Annotated in this window: 20 protein-coding genes; 6 read left to right on the forward strand and 14 right to left on the reverse strand. The window is 49.2% G+C overall.

Annotated elements, in window-relative coordinates; all coding sequences use genetic code 11:
- The 12 genes from P8O70_11600 to P8O70_11655 form a co-directional block, all read right to left on the reverse strand.
- On the reverse strand, positions 1-890 hold an 890-nt coding region (locus P8O70_11600; protein MDG2197508.1), incomplete at its 3' end, for a LysR substrate-binding domain-containing protein.
- A 48-nt stretch (positions 891-938) separates the two neighbouring features.
- Positions 939-2,339 (reverse strand): NAD(P)/FAD-dependent oxidoreductase, encoded by a 1,401-nt coding sequence (locus P8O70_11605; protein MDG2197509.1) that lies wholly within the window; start codon positions 2,337-2,339, stop codon positions 939-941.
- Entirely contained in the window at positions 2,336-2,626 is a 291-nt protein-coding gene (locus tag P8O70_11610) for a (2Fe-2S)-binding protein (GenBank protein ID MDG2197510.1), read from the reverse strand. The genes P8O70_11605 and P8O70_11610 overlap by 4 nt, the downstream gene beginning before the upstream one ends.
- A complete protein-coding gene (locus P8O70_11615; protein MDG2197511.1) occupies positions 2,607-3,734 on the reverse strand; it encodes an FAD-dependent oxidoreductase in 1,128 nt (375 codons plus the stop codon). The genes P8O70_11610 and P8O70_11615 overlap by 20 nt, the downstream gene beginning before the upstream one ends.
- Positions 3,731-4,750 (reverse strand): ABC transporter ATP-binding protein, encoded by a 1,020-nt coding sequence (locus tag P8O70_11620; protein ID MDG2197512.1) that lies wholly within the window; start codon positions 4,748-4,750, stop codon positions 3,731-3,733. Before P8O70_11620 ends, P8O70_11615 begins: the two co-directional genes overlap by 4 nt.
- Complete coding sequence (locus tag P8O70_11625) at positions 4,732-5,754, reverse strand: ABC transporter ATP-binding protein (GenBank protein ID MDG2197513.1); 1,023 nt, start codon at positions 5,752-5,754, stop codon at positions 4,732-4,734. Before P8O70_11625 ends, P8O70_11620 begins: the two co-directional genes overlap by 19 nt.
- Complete coding sequence (locus tag P8O70_11630; protein MDG2197514.1) at positions 5,751-6,647, reverse strand: ABC transporter permease; 897 nt, start codon at positions 6,645-6,647, stop codon at positions 5,751-5,753. The genes P8O70_11625 and P8O70_11630 overlap by 4 nt, the downstream gene beginning before the upstream one ends.
- Complete coding sequence (locus P8O70_11635) at positions 6,634-7,767, reverse strand: enolase C-terminal domain-like protein (protein ID MDG2197515.1); 1,134 nt, start codon at positions 7,765-7,767, stop codon at positions 6,634-6,636. Before P8O70_11635 ends, P8O70_11630 begins: the two co-directional genes overlap by 14 nt.
- 13 nt (positions 7,768-7,780) lie before the next feature.
- Complete coding sequence (locus tag P8O70_11640) at positions 7,781-8,767, reverse strand: ABC transporter permease (GenBank protein ID MDG2197516.1); 987 nt, start codon at positions 8,765-8,767, stop codon at positions 7,781-7,783.
- A 74-nt stretch (positions 8,768-8,841) separates the two neighbouring features.
- Positions 8,842-10,458 (reverse strand): ABC transporter substrate-binding protein, encoded by a 1,617-nt coding sequence (locus P8O70_11645; GenBank protein MDG2197517.1) that lies wholly within the window; start codon positions 10,456-10,458, stop codon positions 8,842-8,844.
- Positions 10,459-10,753: 295 nt separating this feature from the next.
- On the reverse strand, positions 10,754-11,137 hold the full coding sequence (locus P8O70_11650; protein ID MDG2197518.1) for a hypothetical protein: 384 nt from the start codon (positions 11,135-11,137) through the stop codon (positions 10,754-10,756).
- 434 nt (positions 11,138-11,571) lie between these two features.
- Positions 11,572-11,922 carry a PilZ domain-containing protein gene (locus P8O70_11655; GenBank protein ID MDG2197519.1) on the reverse strand — a complete coding sequence of 117 codons (351 nt, stop codon included), beginning with the start codon at positions 11,920-11,922 and terminating at the stop codon, positions 11,572-11,574.
- Positions 11,923-12,309: 387 nt separating this feature from the next.
- On the opposite strand from P8O70_11655, the gene P8O70_11660 reads away from it, so the two are divergent.
- Positions 12,310-13,086, forward strand: coding sequence for an SDR family oxidoreductase (locus tag P8O70_11660; protein ID MDG2197520.1), 777 nt, complete (start codon positions 12,310-12,312; stop codon positions 13,084-13,086).
- Here the strand turns inward: P8O70_11660 and P8O70_11665 are convergent.
- Positions 13,083-14,009 (reverse strand): 3-keto-5-aminohexanoate cleavage protein, encoded by a 927-nt coding sequence (locus P8O70_11665; GenBank protein MDG2197521.1) that lies wholly within the window; start codon positions 14,007-14,009, stop codon positions 13,083-13,085. The genes P8O70_11660 and P8O70_11665 overlap by 4 nt on opposite strands.
- Before the next feature lie 267 nt (positions 14,010-14,276).
- On the opposite strand from P8O70_11665, the gene P8O70_11670 reads away from it, so the two are divergent.
- The 5 genes from P8O70_11670 to P8O70_11690 all read left to right on the forward strand — a co-directional run bounded on the left by P8O70_11670 (position 14,277) and on the right by P8O70_11690 (position 21,130).
- On the forward strand, positions 14,277-15,527 hold the full coding sequence (locus P8O70_11670; GenBank protein MDG2197522.1) for a serine hydrolase: 1,251 nt from the start codon (positions 14,277-14,279) through the stop codon (positions 15,525-15,527).
- 118 nt (positions 15,528-15,645) lie between these two features.
- Positions 15,646-17,958 carry a xanthine dehydrogenase family protein molybdopterin-binding subunit gene (locus P8O70_11675; GenBank protein ID MDG2197523.1) on the forward strand — a complete coding sequence of 771 codons (2,313 nt, stop codon included), beginning with the start codon at positions 15,646-15,648 and terminating at the stop codon, positions 17,956-17,958.
- Between the two features lie 221 nt (positions 17,959-18,179).
- Positions 18,180-19,166 carry a sterol desaturase family protein gene (locus tag P8O70_11680; protein ID MDG2197524.1) on the forward strand — a complete coding sequence of 329 codons (987 nt, stop codon included), beginning with the start codon at positions 18,180-18,182 and terminating at the stop codon, positions 19,164-19,166.
- 14 nt (positions 19,167-19,180) lie between these two features.
- Positions 19,181-20,329 carry an ester cyclase gene (locus P8O70_11685; GenBank protein MDG2197525.1) on the forward strand — a complete coding sequence of 383 codons (1,149 nt, stop codon included), beginning with the start codon at positions 19,181-19,183 and terminating at the stop codon, positions 20,327-20,329.
- An 18-nt stretch (positions 20,330-20,347) separates the two neighbouring features.
- A complete protein-coding gene (locus tag P8O70_11690) occupies positions 20,348-21,130 on the forward strand; it encodes a phytanoyl-CoA dioxygenase family protein (protein MDG2197526.1) in 783 nt (260 codons plus the stop codon).
- A gap of 121 nt (positions 21,131-21,251) precedes the next feature.
- On the opposite strand, the gene P8O70_11695 is transcribed toward P8O70_11690, so the two are convergent.
- Positions 21,252-22,811 carry a deoxyribodipyrimidine photo-lyase gene (locus P8O70_11695; protein MDG2197527.1) on the reverse strand — a complete coding sequence of 520 codons (1,560 nt, stop codon included), beginning with the start codon at positions 22,809-22,811 and terminating at the stop codon, positions 21,252-21,254.
- Between the last annotated feature and the right edge of the window lie 37 nt (positions 22,812-22,848).

The raw sequence follows: 22,848 nt of genomic DNA on the forward strand, positions 1-22,848 counted from the left end.
GGAAGAGCTTTCTCGATCATATCGGTCATCAGGTTGAGCAAGTGCTCTCCAGCCAGGGAAGATTTGCGGAAATGAGAGCGAAAAACGGCGATCTTCATCGCATACTCTTCTTCCAGTTCACAGAAGGTCAGCCCGGGAATGGTGCTGTCACCGAATTGGTCGAAGGGAAAGATAAGGCTGATACCCGCACCATGTTTGACAAACTGATAGATATCTCCTGTAGACCGGGTTGAGAGTTTGATCCGGCATTCGACCTGATGCAGCTTGAGCAACTTTTCCACCTCATGGCGGACGTAGCTGCCGATAGGAAATGCGATAAGATCCTCTCCGTGCAAGTCACGCAGATGGACTCTTTTTCGTGTTGCCAGTCGGTGCGTTGATGGCATCACGCAGACCATGCGGACTTCAAAGATCTTCACAATTTCGATTTCTCGGCGATCAATCGGTAAATTGGCCAACCCAATGTCATATTGCCGTGTATGAATCCAGTCAAGCACAACAGTCCTCGGGTGACTCTCGACTTCAACGTTGATCTGTGGGTAGTGTTCCCAGAAGCGTTGCAAGACCTTTGGGAGCATCAAATGGGCAACCCCAGGCATAGCGATGATGCGTAAATTGCCTTGACGCAGCATTCGGATGGATTCTGCGGTTTTGTCCAGTTCCCGAAGGCCAATGAAGGATTGCTCGACCTCATCGAAGAACAATTGTCCTTCTGGGGTGGGTTGCAGTCCGTTCTTGTGTCGTTCGAAGAGCTTGAAGCCGATTTCCTGTTCAAGTTCCAGAATCAGCCGGCTGACTGCAGGTTGGGAAACAAAGAGGAGTTTTCCAGCCAGGGTGAAGCTGCCTGCACGAAAGACCGCCTGAAAGGCTTCTAACTGTCGGTAGTTCATGCAGGACAGAAAATGGGATGAAAAGGGAGGATGAATGGAACCATGGGCTTACTCAACACCGGTCAACTGGCCAAGGGTAACCGGTTTGATGGGCGAACGCACCCGAAAATAACCAACATCTGCCGGAGAAACCTGACGCTCATCGGCAATGATCTCAGAGACGGTCAACCCACACATCCTCGCCTGGCAGGGACCCATTCCACAACGCACCATTGGCTTGACCCGATCAGGGCTCAGGGCACCCAAGCGCACGGCATCTCGGATCTCACGAACACGAACCTCTTCACAGCGACAGACCAGAGTCTCCTCATTCTTTGGAACCAACCATGGATGTCTGGGTGGGAAGAGTGTGTCGAGGAAAGGACGAATCGCCAACTCTTGATCCTGTTTCTTCAACAGAGGAGCTGCGAGAGCAGTCTGTTGTGCCAGATCGATCTTACCTAGGGCTCTTGCGGTTTCTAATGCCGCGAGCCGACCAGTCAGTACTGAATTGGCTGAGCCACAGACACGACCTGAATCTCCAGCCACAGCGACATTCTCAATACTGGTGTTACCCCATTGATCGAGTACGGGTTCCCAGTAGCGCTGCTTCTCGTACCAAGTGTGCTCACAACCAAGCTGTCGGGTGATCTGAATGTTGGGAACCACACCATGATGCAGAAGCAGGAGGTCTGCAGGTAGCTCCTTCCAAGGAGCAGATCCTTGCTGGAATCGTACTTTTTGCAGGTGTCCCTCGCCATCCGCCTCCAGCCCTGTGACTCCAAGGTGAACTTTCGCTCCGGAAGTAAACATTTGCCAGAGCATGGCGATTCCCTTGCGGAGATACTCATGCCCTCGTAGAGCCTTGGGTAAGTATGGCAGCGCCTGAAACGGTGCGAGGTGTGGGTTTGTGTCCAGATAGGCCGCAATTTTGACTCCAGCATCCAGCAAGCGGCAGGCGATCAATAACAACAGGGGCCCGCTGCCCAGCAAGACAATTTCACCACGGGGCAACAAACCAGAACTTTTGTAGAGGACATCTGCTGCTGTGCAGGCCAATACACCGGGAAGCGTCCAGCCTGGAAAGGGCATCGGTCGCTCCATCGCACCGGTGGCAATCAGGATGCGTTGCGCGTGGCAGGTTTCTGAAGGTCCTCCATCCTGCCCAATGTGATATAGCGTTAGATCTGGATCAATCTGCCAGATTGATCGGCCAGGCCGATACTCGGCTCCAGATGCACGGAATCGCTGAGCCAGTTCAAAGGCTTCCTGATAATCAGCACCCAGCTTCTGGAATTCGTCTGGACGCTGTTCCTCCAGATCTTCGATGTTTCTGTAGATTTGCCCTCCAACAGCTGGTTGTTCATCCAGCACCAGTACATTCAGTCCATGTTGGCGGGCTTCGACAGCCGCAGCCATGCCCGCGGGCCCAGCTCCAATGATCACGTAATCATATTGTGGCAGGCTCATGCGCACTCTCCTTTCTTCAATTGACGCTGGATGTTCATACCCTCCCGAACTTGGATCATGCAGGATTGTTGATTGGGCTGGCCGTCGATCTCAAGCAGGCAGTCAAAACAGATCCCCATCATGCAGAAGGCTGCCCTGGTTTCTCCGCTAACCAACGACTTTCGTAGCATCAGGTGGCCTTCACCCATTAGGGCTGCAGCCACAGTCTGTGCTGGAGCAACCTGGTAAGTCTTTTCTTCAAAGGTGATTTGGATTGTCTTGGCAACATTAGGCGGCGACTGGAACATCAAACCTCGCAGAATCAAAAACTTCAAACATCGGTTGGGTTTGACCGGACAGAATCCAGTCGACTAGATAGGAACTATGAATCGAAGCCAGACTGACTCCACTGTGACTGGTTACGGCAAATGCTCCGGGGCAACTTTGTGACTCTACATAAACTGGTTTTTGGTCAGGTGTGAGCACTCGCAGGGAGCCCCAGCTGCGGATCAATTGTAGGTTTTTCAGGGTTGGAAAGACTGCCAGGGCATGGTTGGCAATGTCTTGTAGGACACCGTTGGTAGTACCGAGGTCATAACCAACTTCTTCGTGGGAAGCTCCGAACATGAAGCTCCCATCGGCATTTTGGCGGATGCGTCCCGTGGCGAAGGGGAAAAGGTGATCCGTTTTTTCTGTCACGAGTACCTGACCCCGTTGAGGTCGTACGGGCACCTTGATGCCCACCAGAGCAGACAACTTGGTGGTAGCCAAGCCGCTGGCGATCACGAGTTTTCTGGTTGAGAATCTTGTTGTGTTGGTCTGAATCAGGAAACCATCGTTGTTGTACTCAATCGTCTGTACATCTGCACTTGGGAAGAACTGTCCCTTGAGTTGAGTGAAAGCTTGGTGCAGTGCTCGTAACAAATGGAGAGGATTGGCAAAGCCATCGTGGGGACAGAAGGAAGCTCCAGAAACCATTGGTCCCAAGGGCAACTTGGGGATCATGCTCTGCAGCTCATCCCGACTGATCATCTCACAGTTATAGGTGCCTGTCAGCGACTGGGTTCGCATCTCTTCGAGGAACTTACTTCGCTTGCTGTATTCTTCCTCTCCCACACAAATTTCGAAGCCTCCAGTTCGATGATAGTACTGGGGAATCCCGGTCTGGTCCTCGAGCTTTTCCGCAAAGGTTGACCACAGTTCTGTGGCTTCCTGGCTCCACTGCGCATAACGTGGCATACCGTGTCCCTTGCCCTGTAACCAGACCAGTCCAAAATTTCCTCGAGAAGCTGTCAACTGAAAATCCTCACGATCCAGCATGACGACTGAGGCTTTTTGCTCTGCCAGTCCATAGGCTACAGCGGCGCCAATCACACCGCCTCCGATTACTACAACATCAGCTTTCATCGTATTCATGGGGATGCTTCTGCTAGTTGATTTGACTGATTGAGTTCTTCCAAACGGACACAGGCAGTCTGGTGGGGATTACTCTCTTCTGATTGTAATTGCAAAAAGGCTTGCTGGCAAACCGTTGTTGCGTGAGGACAACGCGGTGCAAACCGACAACCCGGAGGCGGGTTGATCGGTCGTGAGACCTCACCGCGAATCGTTGGAACCGGACGAATGACTCGAGGATCAGGAACCGGCACAGCGTTGATCAAAGCCCGTGTGTAGGGATGCTGAGGGTTACGGATGACCTTCCACGTTGGCCCCATCTCCACAGCCTGGCCCAAATACATAATCATCAGTCGGTCTGAAATGTGCCCAAGAATGGAGAGATCATGCGAGACATAAACGCAGGAAAAATGTCTTTTGCTCGCCAGGTCTTTCAGCAGATCCAGGATTCCAGCACGTATGGAGACATCCAGCATGGATAGGGGCTCATCTGCGACAACCATCCGAGGTTCCATCACCAGGGCGCTGGCAATACCAACCCGTTGACGCTCCCCACCGCTGAGCTCATGAGGATAGCGTTCAGCATACTTGGCTGGAGGCAAGCCAACCGAAGCTAGCATGTCCACACTCCGCTCAAGAATCTCTTTTTCTGGCCAAAGTTTAAGTGCTCGGGGTCCTTCAGCAACGGTTTCCAGCACCCGAAAGCGAGGATTCAGTGACTCATAGGGATCCTGAAAGATCATCTGAACCTGCCTCCGATACCAGGCTTGTTCACTAGCGAGCAACTGGTCCACACGTTTCCCAGAGAAGTGAATTTCTCCTGCCGAAGGTTGTAGCATCCCAGCAATCATCAAACACGTTGTGGATTTGCCACAGCCCGATTCCCCAGCGATACCCAGCACTTCGTTTTCACCCAAGGTCAGGTTGACGGACTGAACCGCCTTGATCAAGCTGACAGGCTGCCTCTGAAGCTTCTGCAACACTCCCTGGCGCACCTCAAAATGTTTGGTGACGTTATTCAGTTCAAGGAGCGCCATGTCTCCTTCTCGCTGGCTTTTTCTCGGAGTAGTTGTGCCTCACGATGGCGGACACAGCGGACTTCGTGCAAGGGTTGGATCGTAATGTTTTCAGGATTTCTCTGGCTACATTGCTGCACACAGAATGGGCAGCGCTCTAGAAAGGGACAACTGCTGGGAGCACCCAACAAGGTTGGTGGAGAACCTGGAATGGAGATCAGCTTCTGCTGCAAATTTTGGATCGATGGAAAAGCGTTCTTTAAGCCAAGGGTGTAAGGGTGACAGGGTGTGTCGAATAGATCATTTGCTGGAGCCTGCTCCATGATTTGCCCACCATACATTACAGCGATGCGATCACTCATCTCCGCAATCACCGCGATGTCATGGGTAATCAGGATGATCGAACTAGAAATCTGAGAACGGATTTCTCGAATTCTACGCAGGATGCGCTCCTGAACCAAAACGTCCAGCCCAGTAGTGGGTTCATCCATTACTACCAGTCCTGGATCCAATGCCAGCGACATCGCAATCATCGCTCTTTGCCGCATTCCTCCGGAAAACTCATGTGGAAAGTTCTTCATCAGGTCTGGCTGGAGTCCAACGATATCAAAGAGTTCAGTGACCCGCTCACGTGCCTCTGACTTGGAAACATTCTTGTGTGCCTGGATAGCTTCAACGACTTGGTCCCCCACACGATAGACGGGGTTGAGGGAGTTCATCGCGCTCTGTGGAACCAGGGACATTCGAGCCCAGAGGATCTTCTCACGGAACTTTGCCTCGGAGAGTCGAGTTAGCTCTTCTCCTTCATATTCAATCGACTGAGCAGACATCTTCGCATTGTCTGGAAGCAACCTCATCAGCGCCCGGATCAATGTAGACTTGCCACAACCCGATTCTCCAGCAATTCCAAAGACCTCGTTCTTGTTGACAAAGAAGGTGACTCCGCTAACGGCATGGATCTCCCCCATTTGCGTCTGATAGCGGACCGTCAGATCCTGCACTTGAAGGAGTCGTTCTCCAGTCATCGCTTCCTCAGTCTGGGATTGGCGACTTCCTCATAGGCGCGACTGACAAAGACGAGTGAGGTGACAAGCAATACAATACAAAGGGACGGAGCAGTGAACCACCACCAGGCTACCCTGGTCTTCCCAGATAGCCAGAGTTCGTAGAGCATACCTCCCCAGCTAATCGTTTCACCGTCACCGAATCCAAGAAAACTAGCGCTGGCTTCCGTAATGATTGACCAAGCAATGTTGAAGGCTGCGTACAGTAAAAGTAGTGGCAAGACGTTGGGCAGGATGTGACGATAAATGATGCGGAGGTGACTGCACCCTCGAGCCCGGGCTGCTGCGATGAACTGCCGTTGCTTGATTGAAATCGTTTGGGCTCGAATCACTCGGGCAGAGGTTCGCCAGATAATCAATACGATTGCAAGGATAACGAACTCGAGTTCGCGTCCAAATAGGGAAATCAGCACAATGATGAATGGCAAAAAAGGCATCCCGTAGAGCACATCAGTGAAGCGCATCAGCACCTCGTCGATCTTTCCGCCATAGTAACCTGCAATCAGGCCGATGTTAGCACCAATCAGGATTGAGATCCCTCCTGAAATAGCACCAATCAACAGGGTCGTTCGAGTTGCCAGGATCAGTTGAGAGAAGAGATCGTAGCCCAAATGAGTCGTGCCCATCGGGAATTCCCAGGAAGGTGGGCGAAGCGACGCAAACTCTCCTTCCTGATCATAGAGCATTTCCCAAGGATCGTGGGGGGCCAACCATGGAGCGAAGATAGCAACCACGAGAAATAGTACGATAAACACAAAGCCCACTGCGCTCAGGCGATTGCCCATGATGATTCGGTAGTGTTCCCCCAAAATCCGGCGCCAGGCACTGTTCTGTGGTAGTTCAGAGGCTGGCATGATATTCGTCTTCAAGATATTGCCGAATTTTCTCTTCACTCACTTTCACTCCTAGACCTGGGGCCTCAGGAAGACGAACTGTTCCAGATTGAATCCAATCAGAGAAGTCTGTTACATCATCACTCATCCTTAGAGTTGACATATAGGCGTGACCAAAAGGCACTAGATTTGGCAAGACTGTCCCTAGATGCAGGGAAGCACTCTGAGTGATACCAAGTTCGATCATGCTGTTCATCATCACTCGTTTGTTATCTGCTTCGACAGCTTTACCAATCTCCAAGCCACGCAGTAGACCGCCATTCTTTGAGATCTTGATGCTGAAAATATCTGCAGCACCCTTGGCAATAATTTCTCTGGCATTTTCAGGATTCTGGAGGCTCTCATCCACTGAAATTGGAACGCCATACTGGCGAAGGTCGTTGAGTCCTTCGAGATCATCTGCCACCAATGGTTGCTCCACCAGCACCAGTGGGAGATCCTGAACATTTTGGAAAAACTCCTTGGCTTCCTCACGAGTCCAGCCCTGATTGGCATCAGTCATCAGATGAGCATCTTCAGGTAGCGCAGCGAACACCTGTTTCAACCTGTTCAGCTCTTCCAAAATGGGCTTGTGTCCCATTTTCAGCATAAAGGTGCGGAAGCCCCCGGAAAGCTTAGGCTGAATAACTGCTAAATCGTCACTTGCGGTACCCGAAGATGTGGGCCAGAGCAGTTCTAGCTGTTGGTGGTGACGAGTGCCCAACAATTCCCAAACGGGTTTTTGGTGATAGTGCCCGAGAGCATCATGCATTGCCACGTCACAAGCAGCAGCGAGTGATCCTCCTGTAGGAAGCGGCGACTGTGGTCCCTGCCAATTGTTCAGTTCCTGGCCAAGAATCGGTTGAAGCACTCCTCGATGAACTTCTTGCATCGTGGACTCAGGAGTGTCACCTGTGAATCTAATTCCACCAGGGTCTGCTTCTCCCCACCCCACCAGTCCAGTGGACGTCTCTACGCACAGAATCAGAACATCGCTATGGGTCAAAGTGCCGTAGACTTTGGAGAGATGATAGGGAGTCACCAAGGGAATCCGAACCCGATAGACATCGTAGGCAATCACTTGGGAAGAGGAATGATTCATCAATATTCTCCAGTCATGTCAGGCCTGTGTTGGAAACCTTGATCCGTGGGTCTAGGTAGCAGTAGAGAATGTCGGTCAGGAAGTTCAGCCCAATGACTAAGATCGCGAGCATCAGAAAGGTTCCCTGTGCGACTGGATAATCATGAGCCGCTGCGGACTCTACCATCAGTTGTCCCATTCCTGGCCAGGAGAAAAGTGATTCAACGACAACTTGTCCACCTACTGCAAAGCCGACCATGATGGACGCCAGAGTGACGACTCCTAACAGGGCATTTCGAGCTGCGTGTCGGAACATGACGATACGTGGTTTCAGGCCCTTGGCCTTTGCGAGTTCGATATAATCACTACCCAGCACTTCTAGCATACTGTCTCGCATGACTAGCATGGGTGTCGCAAGATAGTAGGCCCCAACGGTGATGGTTGGCAGCACAATCCTTTCCCAGAAAGCTGGCATGATCAGCAACTCCAACAGGCTGTCTGGCCGTTGGCCAGGAGGATACATTCCTCCAGTTGGGAAAAGCCCTAGTCGATAACTCAGAACCATTAATAGCAGGAGTCCAGTAATGAAAGGTGGAGCCGCTTGAAAAATTAGCCCAACGATTGTCCCTCCCACATCAAGTGGCCCATTCCTGCGCCAAGCCATCCAGATTCCACAGCCAATGCCTACGGTTAGCGTGAGGCACAGGCCGGTCAGCATCAGCAACAGGGTATTCCAGAAACGGTAGGCGATAACGGATGTGACTTCCTGCGCGGAAACAAAAGAACGCCCCCACTCGAGAGTCACCAAATTTTGAAGATAAATGAAGTACTGTTGCCAGACAGGAAGGTCGAGACCGAAGGCAGCTTTCATTCTTTCTTGGACAGCAGGATCCATGGCTGGACTGATCACCTGCATGGTGGCTTCACCCGGAAGCATTCGGAAGAGCACAAATAGAATCGAGGCGACGGCGAAGAGCGTGATGAGAGTGTAGACCAATCGGCGCAGAATGTAGTCAAACATGACTTTTGCTGCCGCAAATCATGGGAAGGATGACCAGTTCAGCATCATGAACAGACACTGAACTGGTGTAAAAATCAGGCTGGGTAATGCAGCCGGTCGCTGCTGTCCCAACTATATCCTGCGGCAGCCAAGATCTCACGAGCTTTCTTGGTGCTGGAAGGCCGGGCTTTGAGTGAGGCGTTGTGCCAGAACTCATTGGCTGGCGCAATCACAGAACCACCCTTGTCAGCAAAACCAGACATCACGACGGCCTGGATGACATCTCGGGGCACTACGTGATCGATTGCTGCTCGGAAGATCGGATCCTGTAGGGGGCCTCGGAGGTGGTTGAACATGAAACCATACCAGCCATGGCTGGAGTAGCCCTTGCCCACAATACCATTGATCTTGTTCAGATCCTCTACCAAAGCTGGCTTGAGAATGTAACGTGTACGGTCACACTCTCCCGTTTCGATCGCAGCAGCCATCGCATCGTGACTACCGTAAGTTACACGGATGATGCCCGCACACTTTGGAGCTCGGAAATGAGACTTATTGGCAGAAACCTTCAGTTCCTTACCCCGGTCCCAGTAGTCAAATTTGAAGGGGCCACTACCAATCGGATTTTCATTGGCAAACTTCAACACGTCATCAACATTGACCTTCTCGGGAATGTCTTTCCAAATGTGTTGCGGCAGAATGAAAATTTGAGCGAAGAAGTTGATCATCAGCGGAGCGTGTGGAGCCGTTAGCTTGATGCGCAACGTGTTCTTGCCAGTAATGGTGACCGATTCAAACTTCTCTAACGAAGAAATGAAGAATGGAGCCTTCCACTGTTTGTGATAATCGAAGGTAAACTTCACATCAGCCGGAGTGACCGGTTTTCCATCATGGAAGGTCATGCCCTCTCGTAAGGTGATATCAACAGTGGTTGAATCAACAGCTGTAATAGATGTTGCAGCCCAGGGCTCAATGCTGCCATCCGGACCAACCTGCAATAGTCGGTCATAGATCATTCGCAGTTCTTTGAATTCGTTGGAATCTGTCACAGAGACCGGATTCAAATTTTTAAGTGGAGAAGTTTGTCCAGTCCGAATGTAACCATCTCCACCGGTGGTTGTGGCCGCAATGTCTGTCCACAGACTGCCGATTCCCTCACCGACTTGCGGAACGACTCCTTTGAGGCGATCCTCCCTGTAGGCGTTCGTCATGCTCGGATAAACTATTGGACTGCTGGCTGCGTCATTGTAAATTGTCTCTTGAATTTGTAGTACCAAATCCCGTCGCTTCTGCGGATCCATCTCCACTTGTTGGGCATCGCTGAGTTCGTTGACCCGAGAATTATTGTAACCCCACTTGTTGTAGTTACCATCACGGTGATGCATCATCGCTGTGAAGGTCTCTGGATCAATCCGGTTCGCTCGACCAGTCCAGCGGACAATGAACATATCAAAGTCTTTCTCGTTGAAAACCTTGCCGATACCCATATTGTAATCTTCAGCGGCCAACTTCACATCCCAACCAATCTTCTTACAAGCCTGGGTGATCAACCGTCCCATCTCCGGACGAACCGGATCGAATCCAGCATTCGCTGTCAACAATGTCATGCTCTCTACTGGCTTGCCTGCGGCATGAGCCAGACTAGGTAGGCCAGAAGCAGCAGCTACCCCAGCCAATGCTCCTGTCCTCTTCAAAAATTCTCTTCGTTTCATGATTCCTCCATCGTTTAGATAGCCAGAAACTCCCCTGATTTAGGGATCGCTTTTATCTTTTATGTCATCCATAATGTCAAATGAAGTTATTTCATAGAATCATACAATTTTGTTATGCATCGATCTGAGACGTAGGATGTCGTAGGTTTTTTAAGGAACAACTGAGGATTTTAAAGATTGAGCAGGTGACCAAGAATAAGTTGTTCCTTCATAAAACTCATTCTTAGTACAACATTGAAAATGAATAATCTTAATTATTAAAATATCATTAACACATTCTTAACTTGTGGCTTGCTCACTCAAAATCTTCCCAAGACCAGTCGTGATTTTCTGAAGGATCATAATTCAATGACTCCACAGAGCTTTCTTGGCGCAAAATTTTTCCATCCTGGTAGGTAATGGCAGTGATTACCGAACTGAACTTTGCATCATCTTCCTTGAATTTCAGAAACCGGTGAAGACATAGAAAGGTAGGGCCCTCGAAAATCACCCTAGAGGGTCCAACTGTGATCATTCCTTTCACTTGGCTGATTAGCTCTTTGTCAGCTTCAATGTCAATTCGGTTTCCAGTTCGATGGTCGATCGTGATGTAATCAGAATGATAAAGGGCATCTACCAGAGAAAAATCATCCTGCATTCCCATTTCCCACGCCTTGTTGAATTCGTCTGCTTTGCTCATTTGGAGTCCTGTTTTGATGTTTTCGGAATGGAGGTTAAGGAACACCAAGCATCATCACCAACTGAATGGTAGAAGCAAGCGAATTTAAGATAGACTCATGCCTGATATTTCTTGAAGTAAATTGGGTAGGAGGAAAAAATTGAGAGGATTTCGAGGGGAAGAGAGCTCCCAAGACTTAGCAGGAAGGTAGTCTCTGGGAGAAATAACTTTGTTGTTTCAAGAAAGAGTGTTGCGCATTACGCATTCGTTGTAAGTGTCATTGCCACTCATAACGGAGGTGCAACTAGTACTACAACCGCTGATATTGGAGAGGGTAAGAACTACAACGCTGAAGAGTAGGATTCTCATGATTCTCTTTAGTGGAAAGAGTCACTGGCGAAGCATCCTGCTTCCAGTCTGAAATTTGATGGAGATTGTTTTATTACATTCAAAAACTAGGCGAGCTTAGCTTTTGGATCCTTCGCTGCTTCTGTAATGAGTTGCTCTATCCCATTTTCAGGAAGGATGGAACCAATAAATGCCAATCCCACTATTTTGTCCTCATCTGCTTTAAATACTCGAGTTACTCTGCAGGAGATGGGAAGGGTTGCTTGATGTCCACCTTCTGTTTTGAGAAAAAAGGTTAGGCGAACATGGGCTGAAGGATTGAGCAGCTGTTTGCAGACAATTCTGCAACCTGCCAGGCTCAGATCGATTATTTTTACGTGTGAAACCCGCTGTCCCTCTTCCATCTTGGCGAGCAATTGGACACGGTATCTAGGATGTACACGATGTTCTTTTTTCAAAGAGGCCTCCTGTCAACAACACGAAGGATTTTGGATTTGGGCGTGTTGAGAAATTTTTGAAATTCTGAAAGCAAGGATTTAGGTTACCTCAGTGTGGCCCTTGCGATATAGCGAACAGAAAAATTTGAGCCAATGAAAAAGTAAGTATTCAATTTGTTGCTAAAATTATGCAAGATTTCTGAATAATTTGGTGAATAAAAATTCACGGTGTTTTGAAACATTCACGGTGTTCCAACCAGCGGGATTTTGTTAGCCAATAGCGGATGTACCTTTGCAAAAGGTGACTAGTGGGTAACGTAGAGTGATCAAAGGTGTCCTTGGAATCCGACTGTAGGATCAGTGGTCATCGCTAATTATTAAATTCTTATCCAATGAATGGAGTCCTGCATGGAGCTTAAACTGAAGGGAAACAAGGTAATTGTGTCGGCTGGTGGCTCTGGTATCGGGCTAGCCATTGTCCAGGGATTTCTGGCAGAAGGTGCGGAGGTGGCGACCTGTGACATTAATCCAGAGTTGGTTTCTGAGTTGAAGAGAAATCATCCCTCAGTTTACGGTGAAGAGGTGGACGTTGCTGATGCTCAGGCAGTTCAACAATTCACACAGTCTGCCATTGGAAAACTGGGTGGTCTGGATTGTTTAGTCAACAACGCTGGCATTGCAGGGCCAACCTCGCCGATCGAAGAAATTCCAGAAGCAGACTGGGAACGCTGTCTTTCGGTTTGTCTGAACAGTCAGTATTTTTTCATAAAAGCATCTGTTTTCTCTCTTCGGAAGAGTAGCAATCCCTCCATCGTCAATATCTCCTCGGCAGCTGGGAAATATGGCTTCGCCTTCCGAACTCCCTACTCTACCGCCAAGTGGGGTGTAATCGGCCTGACCAAGTCGCTAGCGATTGAATTGGGACCTGATCAGATTCGTGTCAATGCGATCCTCCCGGGTTTGGTATCGGGAGAACGTCAGAAACGAGTACTGACAGCCAAAGCTGAAAAAAGAGGCGTCTCCTTTGACGAAATCGAGCAGGAAGCTTTCTCTTACACCTCCATTAAGTCCTATGTCACTCCGCAGGACATTGCTAACCAAGTACTATACCTGGCGTCAGAGAGAGGAAAACTAATCTCTGGTCAGGCAATCTCGGTAGATGGAGACACTCGTATGCTAGCCTAAAAATTGACCTGATTCTCTCCTTTTAGTTGCAGAATTTCTCTCGCTTCATCCGGAGTGGCCACTTCTACGGAGAGTCCTTCCAAGACCTGCCGGGCCTTCTGGACCTGTTGAGCGTTGCTCTCTGCCAGCACTCCTTTGGACAACCAGAGAGAGTCTTCCAATCCAACTCGTACGGAACCACCCTGGGCCGCCGACATGGCGGCAATTTGCATCTGCGAACGTCCCGCCCCAAGAACTGACCAGACATACTGATCGCCAAACAACCGGTCAGCCGTTCGTTTCATGTGAGCCACATCTTCTGGGTGAGTGCCAATCCCTCCAAGTATGCCAAAGACTGTCTGAACCAACAGCGGTGCTTTGACCAGTCCACGATCCAAAAAATGGGCGAGATTGTAGAGATGACTGGTGTCGTAACATTCAAATTCGAAGCGCGTACCGTTGGCGGAACAAGTCGTCAGGATCTCCTCAATATCTTGAAAAGTATTCTTGAACACCAGATCTCGACTATTCTCCAAGTGCTGGCGTTCCCAGTCATGCTTGAAGCTCGTGTAGCGTTTCAGCATCGGATAGAGCCCAAAGTTCATCGAGCCCATGTTCAGGGAAGCCAACTCAGGTTGAAGCTCCTTGGCAGGAGACATCCGCTGGGCCAAGGTCATCTGAGGAGCGCCACCAGTAGTGATGTTGATCACTACGTTACAAGCCTGCTTGATTCGAGGCAGGAACTTCAGAAAGGCTTCTGGAGTTTGCACTGGACGGCCTGTCTCCTCATCCCGTGCGTGTAAGTGAATGATGGACGCACCAGCTTGTACAGCAGCAATCGCCGCTTCAGCAATTTCGTCTGCCGTGACTGGCAGATATGGAGACATTGAAGGTGTATGGATTGCTCCTGTGGGAGCACAGGTCAGGATGGCTTTTTGAGTCATAGGATATTCTCCAGGCAAGAATTATTGGTTTGCCTGCGATCAAACGCTATCAAGGACTTCGATGCAAGAGTTTTATGAAAGTAACGAGTCCCCAAGGCCGATCAGCATTCCAGATGTTGGTTCCAAGAACAGAATTGAAAATACCTGGCTAACAACATCAGTGATTGAGATTTTATGGGAAATGTCTAGATTCTCATGGTTTTCCATGTTGGAGAGATCATAGTTTTTGATCAACAAATTCATTGTCATTTCTGTTGAAGGCTCATCATGTCAACTCGCCAAACTGTAGACGTCAAAAGGCTTCGTCACCTTGATAACCTGCTGATCAACACCATCGGGAAACCGGGTCAACTACCTGGTGCACAAGTATTGGTCTGGCGTCGAGGAGATCTATCCTATTTTCGTTGGGCGGGCTACCGAGATCTCGAGCGAGGATTGCCGATTGAGGAGGATACGATCTTTCGGATCTATTCGATGACAAAACCAATTGTTAGTGTGGCTTTGTTGATGCTGTTGGAAGAGGGACGCTTTCGTTTGGACACACCAGCATCGGAGTTTATTCCGAAGTTTGCTGACTTGGAGGTTTTTGCTGGAGTAGATGAACAGACAGGTGAAATGCAAACGGAAGAACGCAAGAGGTCCGTAACCATCCACCAGTTGTTGACCCATACCTCTGGCTTGACCTACGAGATGCATGCGGAACAGCATCCGGTTGCCAAGCTCTACAAGCAATCTTCTGCTGAAAGGGCCCCTTTGAGTCTTGAGGGGATGGTCGACCATTTGTTGAATTTTCCATTAGCCTACCAACCGGGAACCCGCTGGCACTACAGTGTGTCCACTGATGTTTGTGCCCGTCTTGTCGAGATCATCTCGGGTCAACCTATCGATCGCTTCTTGCAAGAGCGTATTTTTGAGCCTCTAGGGATGCGAGATACTGGTTATCACGTGCCTCCTCAGGAACTCTCTCGTTTGGCAGAGCTATATTCTGTTGCCGATTGGTTTGATCCTAACCTGTCACCGGAGACTCTGGAAAAAGCTTGGCAAAGTGGTGCCAAACTCAAACTGCTGAGCGGATTTGAATCAGAGATTTACAAGGCACCACACAACTGCCTGCGTGGTGGACATGGGCTGGTTTCTACAGCTTTGGACTATCTGAAATTTGCCCGTATGTTGCTGCAATATGGTAAGTGGGAGGGAGAGCGTCTATTGAGTCACAAGACGGTTGAACTGATGCGAGTTAATCATCTCTCGGCAGAGCTATTCCCACTGGAAATTCGCAATAATCCTCTCAAGGAAGAAGGCTGGGGACTAGGGGTGTCGGTCAATATAGACCCCGCACAAAGTATGTGTTTGGGTAGCCAAGGAAGTTATGGTTGGGCAGGCCTGGCCTCCACCAAGTTTCTGATTGATTCTCAAGAGGAATTGATCCTGATTCAGATGGGTCAGCTGATTCCTCCTCCAGAGCATTTATTTTTTCAGTATCTTAAGAATGTAGTCTATCAAGCACTGACCCCATAAGGTCTGCCTCAAAAAAGAGAATTGGTTCAAATACTTGTGATTCTCATTTGACATAATCAAAGAGTCTGACTATTTTGCGGACAGAATTTGGCACCTTTACAATCTATGGAGTTTCTCAATGACTGAACTCGCCACAACCCCCAATCCTACTAAATCCAAAACTGGAAGTTCCCTCCGTCGGGTGGAAGATGCGCACCTGATTCTGGGAAAGGGACGCTTCACGGACAACCGTCCAGCAGTAGGCCAGTTACACTTACACTTCATCCGTTCTTATCTGGCACATGGACGAATTGCCAGCATAGATAAGGAAGAGGCACTGCAAAGTGAAGGAGTTATCGCAATCTACACAGCTGAAGATTTGTTGGCTGATGGGGTCAAACCTCTACCGATTGCAGGAGGATATAAGCGACCGGATGGTCAACCGATGGCTCAGCCAGAATGGCATGCACTTGCCAATGGAGTTGTACGCTATGTAGGAGAAGCAGTCGTAGCTGTTGTCGCGGAATCCCAAGCTCAAGCCGTGGATGCTGCACAGTTGGTTGAAATTGAATATGACGAATTACTTGCCGCAGGCAATCTTGCGGCTGCTAGTGCACCGGGTGCTCCTCTGGTTTGGGAGGATGCTCCGGATAACATTGTTGCTCAGAAAACGTTTGGAGATGAAGCTACTGTGGCTGAGGCCTTTGCCAAAGCGCACCATGTCACCAAGTTAGAGCTGACCAACAACAGGTTGGTTGGCAATGCAATGGAGCCTCGTACTGTCATTTGTGAATACGACAAAAATTCTGGTAGAAGAACCATCCGTATTGGGCATCAGCATCCTCACGGACTACTTGGAACCCTTCCTGGGATTTTCGGTGAGAAAGCAGAGAATTTCCATGTAATCGTGGAGGATATTGGTGGAGGATTTGGTGTCAAAGCGATGACCTACCCTGAAGATGTCGTGGTCATTTATGCCTCTGGCAAGCTAAAGAGCAATATCCGTTGGCGGGGGAGCCGCACTGAAGATTTCCAAGCAACTGGGCACGGGCGTGATCAAATCAATCATGCTGAGTTGGCCTGTAGCGCCGATGGCAAGATCCTCGGAATGCGTCTGTATAATCTTGGAAACCTCGGGGCGTTCCCAACAGGTGCTGGCGCAGCGATTCCTCTGGAAGTAGGCCCAAAAGTTTCCACCTCGGTTTATCACATTCCTGCCTATTATCTGGTTACCGATGCCTATGCCACTCACACCGCACCACTGGCTGCCTACCGCGGAGCTGGAAGACCAGAAGCCGTTTACCTGATGGAGCGGTTGATGGAAAAAGCTGCTGATGAGCTTGGAGTAGATCCGATTGAGATGCGTCGCAAGAACTTCATTCCTGTCGATGCGATGCCCTACACCAATCCTCTGGGGGAGGTCTATGACAGCGGTGACTTCAATACGGTGCTCGATCTGATCCTTGAGCAGGCAGACTGGAACGGTTTTGCAGGCCGCAAAGCAGAATCAGCCAAGCAAGGCAAACTGCGAGGTAGGGGTCTTTCCTGCTACATCGAGTGGACCGGAGCAGTCTGGTCTGAAGATGTAACTATGGAAGCTTCGGGAGCTGGAAAATTCACCTGTTATTCAGGCACCCAGGCTATGGGTCAAGGGATTGAGACTGCTTACTTACAGTTACTTTCTGAAAAGATGGACCTACCGCTTGAGCAACTCAACGTGGTGCAAGGTGACACTGACGTGGTCAAGGGCAACGGAAGCTACGGTTCTCGCTCACTCTATATCGGGGGCTCAGCGATTCATGAGGGAGTATTGAAGTTCATGGAGGCTGCCAAAAAGTTGGCTGCTGAGAACTTGGAAGCTTCTCCAGAAGACCTCGTCTATCAGGAGGGACGCTTTGAGGTAGTTGGTACCAACGTAGGCATTGGACTCTTCGAGTTGGCACTTCAGCAACCGGAGCAGAAGATTGAGGTTTCTTCCAGCACAACAATCCCTGTGGCAAGTTGGCCAAACGGTTCCCAAGTAGCGGAAGTAGAGGTTGATCCTGAAACGGGGATGGTTAAGATGGTGAGTCTGACAGCGGTAGATGACGTGGGTAATGCTGTCAATCCAATGCTTGTCGCAGGACAGGTTCATGGTGGGATGGCCCAGTCCGTTGGACAGGCTTTGTTGGAGCGGACAGTTTATGACGACAGTGGACAATTCATCAATTCGACTTTCCTTGATTATGCAATGCCTCGAGCTGATGACATGCCGCCTATTCAGACCGACTTGTTCCGTGAGCAACCATGCCGCACTAATCCATTAGGCTCCAAGGGTGTTGGTGAGTTAGGGACCGTCGGAGCCACGCCAGCTGTGGTCAATGCGGTACTGGACGCTCTTCGTGAACACGGCATCAAACACCTGGAAATGCCTCTGACACCTCAGAGTGTCTGGGCTGCATTGAACAGCTAATTTGCTTAGAAAACTTTGGAGTCTTCCTGTGTTTATGTGGGAAGGCTTCAACTAAAGCCTGCCGGGTCCGTTCTTAGCATTTTGAAGATTGATTTCTCTCGCCCCACTCGTCCTTCAAAGATAAACAGAATGATTGAATAAATTGTTTGAGACGCTCCTAAACTATCTATTGTGGGAAGGTTTAGAGAACGATTGGTTTTCCCAGACTTCAGGATATGGTCATGACAGCGACCACAATTAAACAAACAGAAACTCAGGTAGACTGGAAGCCTGCTATCCTTGTTAAAGGTGAGACACTCTACAACTGGCCCTTCCAGCCCAAGGTCGCTCTGAAGTGGTTGAAAAATTACTTGTTCGGACCAATTGCGCTGATTCACGCTGGCTTGGGGCTATTCACTTGGTTCTTCCTGACTCCTAGCCTGGTTACTATGCAGACCTTAGCCTGGGATTGGGTCGCTCTGATTTACCTACGTAATGTCGGGTTACTTTTCCTGGTGACAGGTAGCACTCATTTCTGGCTTTATGTGCGTAAGGGGCAAGGATCTGATTTCCAATTCAACAAGCAGGGTCTGCGAGAAAATGACCCTCGCTTCTGGTTTAGCAATCAGACCTGGGAAAACATGTTCTTCGGGATTGTCAGTGGTTGCGGTATCTGGACGTTGTACGAGGTGTTGACCTACTGGATGTTTGCCAATGGTTATGTGTTGTTTCCAGTGGAGTGGCTGGAATCACCGATTTACATCGCTTTCCTATTTCTGCTGATTCCTCACATCCGGGCTCATCACTTCTACTTCACTCATCGGCTGACGCATTGGAAGCCTCTTTATAATGCTGCCCACTATCTGCATCATAAAAATACCAACACGGGCCCATGGTCAGGTTTGTCGATGCACCCGATCGAGCATCTGCTCTATCTCTCAGGGGTGTTTCTGCATTGGATGATTCCCTCACATCCGATTCATGCCTGCTTTCATCTGCTCCATGCTGGCATCAGTCCGAATTGGGGACACACGGGCTTCAACAGGATTCAGGTAAATAAATTTAGAATAGATACAAACTACTTCCACTACCTGCATCATCGTTATTTTGAATGTAACTACGGCAACCTTGATATGCCTTGGGACCACCTGTTTGGTACTTTCCATGATGGCTCACAGGAATCCAAGAAACGAATGGGCGCTAGGTTGCGAGAACAACGAAAGCGTTGAGAGAGAGTCAGTTTATGAAGCAATCCAATTTTCCAGTGAGGCAGGGACGATCTCATTCCCATGACGCTCTTCCATTGCAACGCTCAGATATGCCAATGGATTATCTTGTTTCATTGGAAAATTACACTTCTGGTCGCACTATTCGAATACCTGAAAATCTTGGTCCCACCCAGTCATTGCAAGGTTTTGATTCAACATACCGAAACATCATTGACTACATTGTTCGAATCACCTATCGAATTTGGGAAACCAATGACCGTGAGGTTGAGTACATTGGTGAATGCTATTCACCAGACAGCCAGGTTTTCGATGACTACGGACTTCAACTTGGTAACCAAAAGATCATTGCTGACACTCACCATACAACAGCGGCCTTCCCTGATATTATTCTTGATGCTGAAGAAGTAATTTGGGCAGGAAATGACCAAATTGGGTTTCACACCTCACACCTTACACGCATCAGTGGTACGAATGCCGGATCAAGCAGATACGGTAACGCCACTGGCAAAACAGTGAATTTTTTCGTGATTGCGAACTGCGTTGCTCTCCAGAACGATATTTTTCTGGAACACGTGCTTTACAACACCTCTGCAATGCTACAACAGCTTGGGATCGATCCCTGGGAAGAGGCCACCAGATTGGCGAAAAATCCTCCTGCCGGTTGGCCTCGTTCTCAGGAGAATTGGGATCAACTGCGTTCAGCGACTTCTCCAGCAATTCCAATTTCACAAGCAGAGCCAATTTCGGGATTTGATCCTGACGCCTTTACTCGTGAAATTCACGATAATGTTTGGAATGGGGATCAGTCAGTAATTACAAACTCATATGCCCAGAACCTGTTCTTCGAGGGCGCGACTGAGCGTACCTTTTCTGGAAGCACCGCTTATCGAAGTTATGTGAACGAGTTGCGTAGTGTTTTTCCCGACTTACAGTTGCAAGTTGATGAGGTCTATTGGATGGGCAATGAACTCGATGGGTTTCTGATTTCAACACGTTGGAGCGCAGAGGGTACTCATTTGGGTGAAGGGGTTTATCGGAGTCCTACCGGTAAGACTTGTCAGCTTTGGGGAATTACTCAATGGCAGGTCCTAAACGGTGTCATCCAGAAAGAGTGGCAACTGTTCAATGAGCTAGATCTGATGATGCAAATCTTAGCAGCCTAGACCAAATAACGAGAATCCATGATTACTGAAGCTCAACGCTTTAAATTCCAGCAGCAGGGATATGTCGTTCTAGAGAAAATCCTGAGTACATCTGTCCTCAGTTGGCTGCAGGGTCGATGTGATGAAGCTGTGGACTGGAAAGCCAGTGGGATGCGCTCCTTAGGAATTGAGGAAGAGGGAATCAATCTGCTCGGCAAACGCTATTTTGTCAGTGGTTACAGGCAACAGAATTCAGAACTCGATCGCTTTCTCTTTGGCGATGTAATGGCTGAGATTTCAAAGGGATTGCTTGGCGAGACGGTTTATCTTCACAATGAACAATTTGTGGTCAAAGGGCAGGATCAGCGTAGCCGCTTTGCCTGGCATCAGGATAGTGGCTACTCGGTCTATCGAGGAGGTGCCGAACGGCATCAGCCCTACCTGACCTGTTGGATTGCTCTGGATGACATGTCTGCGCAAAATGGAACAATTTCTGTGCTTTCCTTCGATGAATTCGGAGAGGGTAAGCTGGTAGAGCACTGGTGGGATGAGGATGAAGCCGCGATGGTTGGTTACTCTGGAGAAAAATCTGGCTCGTTGATGGCAGTACCAGCTGGTTCGATTGTTTGCTTCTCCAGTTTTACAATGCACCGCAGCGGAATGAATCAAACAGAGCGGTTACGCCGGAGCTACATTGTTCAGTATGCTTCAACAGCCTTTGGTTTCCAAATTGATCCCCAAAGACGCTACGCTCCCTCGGGAGGTGTTGATTTCATCAAAGCCAGTCAGCGGATGATTCAACCGGAACCGTTACCCAATTGATTTGTTGAAGTTCCCCTACAGAAACTGATTTTTCAAAGTCATGATTTTAGGCCCGAGGCTTTGAGGAGGATCTCCTGAGCCTCAAACTCATATATACGCAAGCCGCAACCTGACCTTCCAATTAAGTCGACAGCCGTCCCATTTCCTGAACCTGCTCAAACTCCTGCTGAACCAACTTATCCTTCTCAACCCGAGATTTTCTAGCACGGCTTTGGTGGCGCTTTGAATTGGAAGAACTCACATGTGTTCGGAGAATTTTCTCCCGATGCTTGTGGACTTCGTTTGATTGTTTGAAGGTCCAGAAAAGCTGTCGAGCTCTCGCTATTCCCGCTTGAGGCAAGACAATAGGTCGTTCATAAATTGTCGACAGCGTAATGTTCATTGACTTGCGATCAATCCAGCCCAATTCCCAAGGTGCAGCAAGCCAAGGCATTGGAACTTTAGCCAACTCTGGAACCCACTGATGGATGAACTTTCCCTCAGTGTCATGTTCCAAGGCTTGCTTGATGGGATTGTAGATGCGGATCGTGTTGATCCCGGTGACTCCAGCCTGCATTTGGAACTGGGGATAGTGAATTCCAGGTTCGAAATCAAGAAAATACCTGGCCAGATGTTTCACCCCTAACTTCCAGTTCAAGCCCAACAGATGAGTCAAGCAGGAAACTAATAGAGCCCGCATTCGAAAATTGAGAAAGCCTGTCGCAGCAACACAGCGCATGCAGGCATCCACTAAGGGGATGCCTGTTTGCCCACTTTGCCAGGCTTGCAGATGCTGCTCATCATTCTGCCATGGAAAATTGCCGTAGCCCGGATTGAGATCCGTGAACTCGATGTTGGGTTGGGTTTCGAACTTCTGAATGAAGTGACAATGCCAATGCAGGCGAGATTCAAATGCACGAAAGGAATTCCGAGGATGCTGGTCCTGCTGAAGTGCCTGCCATACTTGTCGCATCGACAGGCAGCCGTATGCCAAATACGGACTCAGACGACTAGTGTGTAGAGAAGAAGTCAGTGGTTTGGAAATGTGCCTTGAGTAGCCATGCCCACCTCCTTGGAGAAATTGATGCAGGGCGAACTGTGCTTGTTTCTCGCCACCCAATTGAAAGCTGGAGTGGCTTTGATTCACTCCAATCGGTAATTCAGGCCCCTTGTGTTCTGCGTACCATGTAGAATCCAGCTCAACCCCTTGCCACTCAGACCAATCCACTTGATGCTGAGATTGGCTCATTTGAGCTTTCCACTTCTTGTCCCAGCCATCCCGGTTCAAACATCGGCGCTGGACTCCATTGCAAGGGAACTCCACCCAACGAATTTCAAGATCAGCGCACCATCGGGTAAACTGACGGTCACGACGATAAGTGATCTCCAACCCTGTTTCTTCATAGCTATAAATGGTTTTGATCCGGAATCGCTGGGCTAACAACATCCAGACTTCTTCACACTCGCGATGAAATAGGTAGAGTCTGGCACCACGATCCCGAAACTGCCGATAGCAATCCACAACCGATTCATAGAGAAAGCGCCAATGGCGGAGATCTGTATGTGGATCTTTCCAAAGCGAGGGTTCAAAGACGAAGAGCAGCAAAACGGGCAAATTCTCTTTGGAAGCTTGCTCCAGAGCGGCGTGATCTTCTAAGCGTAGATTGCGTTTGAACCAAACAACGTTGATTTGGGGCTTCATTCCACTGAGTGAAAAGAGGAAAGGAAAATTGGAATTC

Source organism: SAR324 cluster bacterium (genome assembly GCA_029245725.1).
Lineage (GTDB): Bacteria > SAR324 > SAR324 > SAR324 > NAC60-12 > JCVI-SCAAA005.